At 70.4% G+C, this 4,581-nt stretch carries 2 protein-coding genes; both read right to left on the reverse strand.

Features of this window, described 5'->3' with window-relative positions; translation table 11 throughout:
• Positions 1-3,271 (reverse strand): hypothetical protein (locus K6I34_RS32230; RefSeq protein WP_229331553.1); only part of this gene is annotated, 3,271 nt, incomplete at its 3' end.
• Positions 3,268-4,449, reverse strand: a complete 1,182-nt coding sequence (locus tag K6I34_RS38485; protein WP_308294087.1) for a hypothetical protein — start codon at positions 4,447-4,449, stop codon at positions 3,268-3,270. The genes K6I34_RS32230 and K6I34_RS38485, both read right to left, overlap by 4 nt.
• Positions 4,450-4,581: the final 132 nt, after the last annotated feature.

A 4,581-nucleotide genomic window follows, 5' to 3' on the forward strand; every position in this document is an offset into this window, starting at 1 on the left:
CAGTGGGGCGGGGAAGGGGGACATGGAAGAGGTGGGGCAGTTTGGCGGAGCGAGCGAGGTCGAGCCACGCGGTGAGGGTGGAGCCGTAGGTGCGGCGCATTGCGTACTGCTCCAGTTCGGTCAGGTCGTCGTAGTAGGCGCGCAGCAGGGTCGGGTAGTCCGTTCCGAAGTGGGTGGCGAAGAAGGCGTTGTCGACGAGGTACAGCTGTACGGGGGTGCCGCCGCGGCGGGCGCGCCCGGCGAGCTGGATCATGTCGACCAGGATCCCGGCGAGGATCTCGGTTTTCAGAAACTTCGGAAGGCGGGAGAATATCGGGCTGCTGCGCAGGAGCCAGTGCAAGCGGCTGTGGGCGGCGCGGGTCTGCAGCGCGAGCATGTGGGCGGGGTCGGGGCCAGGGCAGGCCGCGGCGATGCCGGCCGCGCCGATGCTGGCGTACATCGACTCGGGTGTGTGCAGGTCGGCGGCCGGCCGGGTGGCGACCCATACCGAGGCCAGGGCAGAGCGGTCGGTGCCAGGGACGAGGATATTCAGGACGCGGGCCACCAGGCGCAGCGGCGCGCACACGACCTTGACGTGGGGGTGGGTATAGGGCAGGTCTTCGAGCTGGTCCACGGTGATCGTGACCACACCGGGAGGTGGGGCCACGCCCGCTGGCGGCCCGGTCTTGCGGATGACCACGGCGATCCATGACGGGTCGGGGCTCGCGGAGGCAATGCCGGTGGCGAGCAGCATGGCCTGGCTGTAGGCGTTGGAAACCACCATGGCACGGGCCCGGTCGCGTTCGTGGATCTCCATGTCCCGCAGGTGTTCGGATAGGCGACCTCGCCACAGGTGAGCGCCTAGCTCCAGGAGCCGGGCGGGTTTGCTGGACTCCTCCTGGCCGCCGACGGCGATCGGGTTCCACGCCTCGGCGGTGTCCGAGACGTTGCCTGGCCTGGCGGTGACTGCGCCGGGGGCCGCGTCGGTCATGACGTAGGCGGGCTGGGTGTGCAGGTGTTCCTTGGCGGCACGCGGGAAGAAGGCGGTTGCGGACAGGCCCAGGATGCTGCGTTCCACACCGGCGGTGGCCAGCGCGATGGTCCCGCCGAGCTGGACGGTGCTGGTGTGCGGATCGCCTCCGAGAGTCTGCACGGACAGGCGGCCGCCTCCGCGCTGATTCTTCTCGATCTTGAAGCCGAACAGTTGGTAGCCCAGCGGCCCGTACGGCAGTGCGGGATTGTGGCTGAAGGTCCCCAGGGCGCTGGCCAGTTCCCGCCCGGCCGTCAGCTGCTCGCCCCTGCCCAAGCCGGCTAGAACGGCCTTGAGGTGGACCAGGGCCTTGTGCAGGCAGCCGAGCCAGGAGCGCACCAGCAGGGCGTTGGCGACCTCGCGTCGTTGATGCTCGGGGATCTTCAGCTGCCGCAGTGCCTTGTCGATCTGCGTCTTCACCGAGGGCAGGGCGTCGTGGCTGGCGTCGCGGCTGACGGCCTTTTCCAGCAGCTCGGCCAGCTTGGCGTAGCGCGGCGGGGGCGTGGTCTTCTTGTCCCGGTCGGGGAAGATCGCGCGGAACTCTTTGTGGACAGCGGGGTCGACCGGCTCCGTGACGTCCACGTGCAGAAGCTTGTCGAGCAGCCACCGGTCCCAGACGCCAGGCACGTGCCAGTCGGAGTTGGGGCGGCCGTCGTCCTGGTCAGCGGTCTCCAGCCACAGCTCGTCCTCCAAGACGTAGTTCAGGAATTGCTCGCCCAAACCGCGGGCCTTGAACAGGGCGTTTACCAGACGCCGGTCGCTGGCCGCGTCCAGAGCCTCACGCTGGTGGTCGACCTCCGTCAGCAGGGAGGACCCGCCCCAGGCCCGGCTGGCCAGGGTGAACACGTCCGAGCCCAGGTCGCACCAACTGCTCTGCAGGTGGTCTACCTCGTCGACCAGCAGCACCGTGCACAGACGCAGCAGGAATTCCAGGACGCTGATGCGGCGCAGCACACCCTTGTCGGTCTCCACTGGCCGGGGCACGGATCCGCGCAGCAGGTTGTGGTGGTTGGTGACGACGATGTCCGCGTCCGTGGCCGCGCGGATCAGGGCGTACTTGCCACAGATGCCCAGCCGCGGGCAGGCGTGGCCGGGGCTCGGCTCCTCCTGGTCCCCCACGGCAGTGGTCGGCCGCAGGGATAGGCACGGCTCGGCGCTGCGCCGCACGGGCGAGCCGTCGATCGGCCATGCGGAAAGGTCGCAGCCGTACGCCAGTTCCTCGAAGCGGTCCTCGCGGCCCTGGGTCAGGGCCCGCTCTGCCTGCTCAGCCAGGCGGTAGCCGGAGACCAGAGGCACGATCTTCAAGGTGGGGTTGGCAGCGGCGAGGTCTGCGGCGGTCTGCCGCACCAAGTCGTCGTCCTGGCGCAGGCGCTCGGCTTGCGCGTGCTGGACGAGCTCGTCGTCGGCCTCGCGCATGCGCTCCGTGTTGTTCAGACTCTCGTGGATCTGGCCGACGACCACCGCGACCGGGCCCTTGCCCTGGCGGGCCAACAGCGGTGCGGCTGCGTTGAGCAGGACGCTCTTGCCGACACCGGTCGGGGCGTTGAGGACCGTGACTTTGCCCGCGGGCATCCGCAGCCGCGTGACTCTGCGGTCCTCGGGATCCAGCAGCCGGTCGAAGAAGCGGGCCATCAGGCCGGGCTTCCAGCCGTTGCGGTCATTCGCGGCCGACTGCCGCAGCGCCAGTCGCAGCACCTGGCGGCGCGAGAGCGCCACCTCGCGGCGGTAGGGGGCAGTTCGCAGCCGCAGCGGCGGGACTCCGGCCTCGCCTTCCCCATCCGGGATCGTCACCACCGAGGAGTCGCCGCCGAAGCTCCACTTCCCTCCGGTGGCCACCGGCTGTGGCGCGCGGTTGCCGTAGTACAGCTCCTCGGCCTCGCGCAGCAGTTCCTTCGCCAGCCGCAGCGGCTTCTGGGCGTGCGCCACGACCAAGTACTTCGCTTCGCGCGGATCGACATCGTCCGGCAGCCGGTACAGGCCCTCCAGCGAGGACGCGTAGGAGCGGGCCAGCCCGTAGAACGCGCTACGGCCGGCCACGTCGCCGGGCCGAACATGCCAGTAGTCGCCGACCATTTGCCGTACCCGGCGCGGCACTTCGGGCCAGCGCTGCCACAGGTCGGTCCGCGCGGCGGCGAACACGTGCGCTTGGTCCAGCGGGACGACCCGCTGCCCCTGTGGGTTCCGGAACCCGAAATACTTGTCGGCCAACGCCAGCGGGAACGCCACCGCCAACATCCGCAGCGCCCACTCCTCCGGCCTCACCGCCCGCCCCCGGAGATCTGCTCCATGCGCCTGACCAGACGCGTGAGCGTGGTCACCGTGACCCTTCGTCCGGCCAGCCGCGCCTTGAGGTACTCCACCTCGTGGCCTTGGTGGTCAGGCAGGACGATGGTCAGCGGATACGGCTTCGGTTCGCGCTCGAGCAGCGCCCGTGCCAGGCCCTCGACCGACTCCCACGCCTTGGCGTCCACACGCAGGTGCCTCGGGCGTCGGCCCGGCAGTGTGATCGTGATCTTCAAGTCGTACTCGTCGGGTCGCAGTTCGCCCGGCCACATCTGCACCTGCACGTACTCCAGCCCCCGCAGCCGGTCGCGCAGGTCGATCTCGAGCAGGGTCGGCAGCACCCCATAGCGCCACACCGGACGGCTGAGCGCCAGATGCTCCGTGCTGGCCGGAAGACCGACCACCGGGTCGGACTCGCTCCCCGTCCCGACCAGGAGCGGCGCCGCACCCCCAGCGGCTGGCTCCAGGCCCAGGCGGTAGTGCACCCCGCGCGCCCGGTGCGCTTCGCATCGCACCTCGACCTCGCCGCCGCGGCGCACAACCCGCATCGGCCACCGACACTTCGGGCACGGATACCACCAACCGTCCAGGTGGCACCACGGCCAGTCGCTGACGGCCTCGAAGAAGTCGAACCGCATCCACAACTGGTCCCAGGCCCGACGCAGCACCCGCACCGGCCCGGCGGGGCACTCCGCCAGCAGAGCCCGCGCGCGCCGGTACTCCTGCGGCTCCAGGCGGCGCAGGACCTCGTACAGGCGCCGCTCCTCCTGCTCAGCCCTCACCCGCGCCCAAGGCCAGTGCCGCTCCAGCGCCACCTGCGGCACCAGATGCTCGCGGCACAGATCCTGCAACGCATCACGGACCAGGCCGTCCTCATCGAGCAGGCACAACGCGCCGAAGCCGTCGCCCGCTTCACTCGGGGCGGGCAGAAGCGGGGCGAGCGGACCACGCAGCGCACGACGGAACACGCCCATCCCCAACCGTGCGGCGTCGGCTGCGGGGTGCGCGGCGCGCAGCACGGCCAGGCAGCCCATCAGCATCGCCGCCCGGCGCGCGGGCTGCAGCTGCGGGTCCGCCTCCGCCGCGGCCGCCATGCAGCACGCAGTCAGGGCCTGCTCCCGCCGAAGCCGCACGTCGTCGCATTCCTTCAGCGCCACGCATACAAGATCACCCAATGGAGACCATATGACGGCATAAAGTGCGAGTGTGCATGGACGCGCCACTCGAACGGGCTATCGCGGCCGCCCGCCCGCCCCCTCGACGACCACAAGCGTCCCCTGGCTGTGGTC

Origin of the sequence: Streptomyces sp. UNOC14_S4, from assembly GCF_020740835.1 — a bacterium.
In the GTDB taxonomy this organism is placed as follows: domain Bacteria; phylum Actinomycetota; class Actinomycetes; order Streptomycetales; family Streptomycetaceae; genus Streptomyces.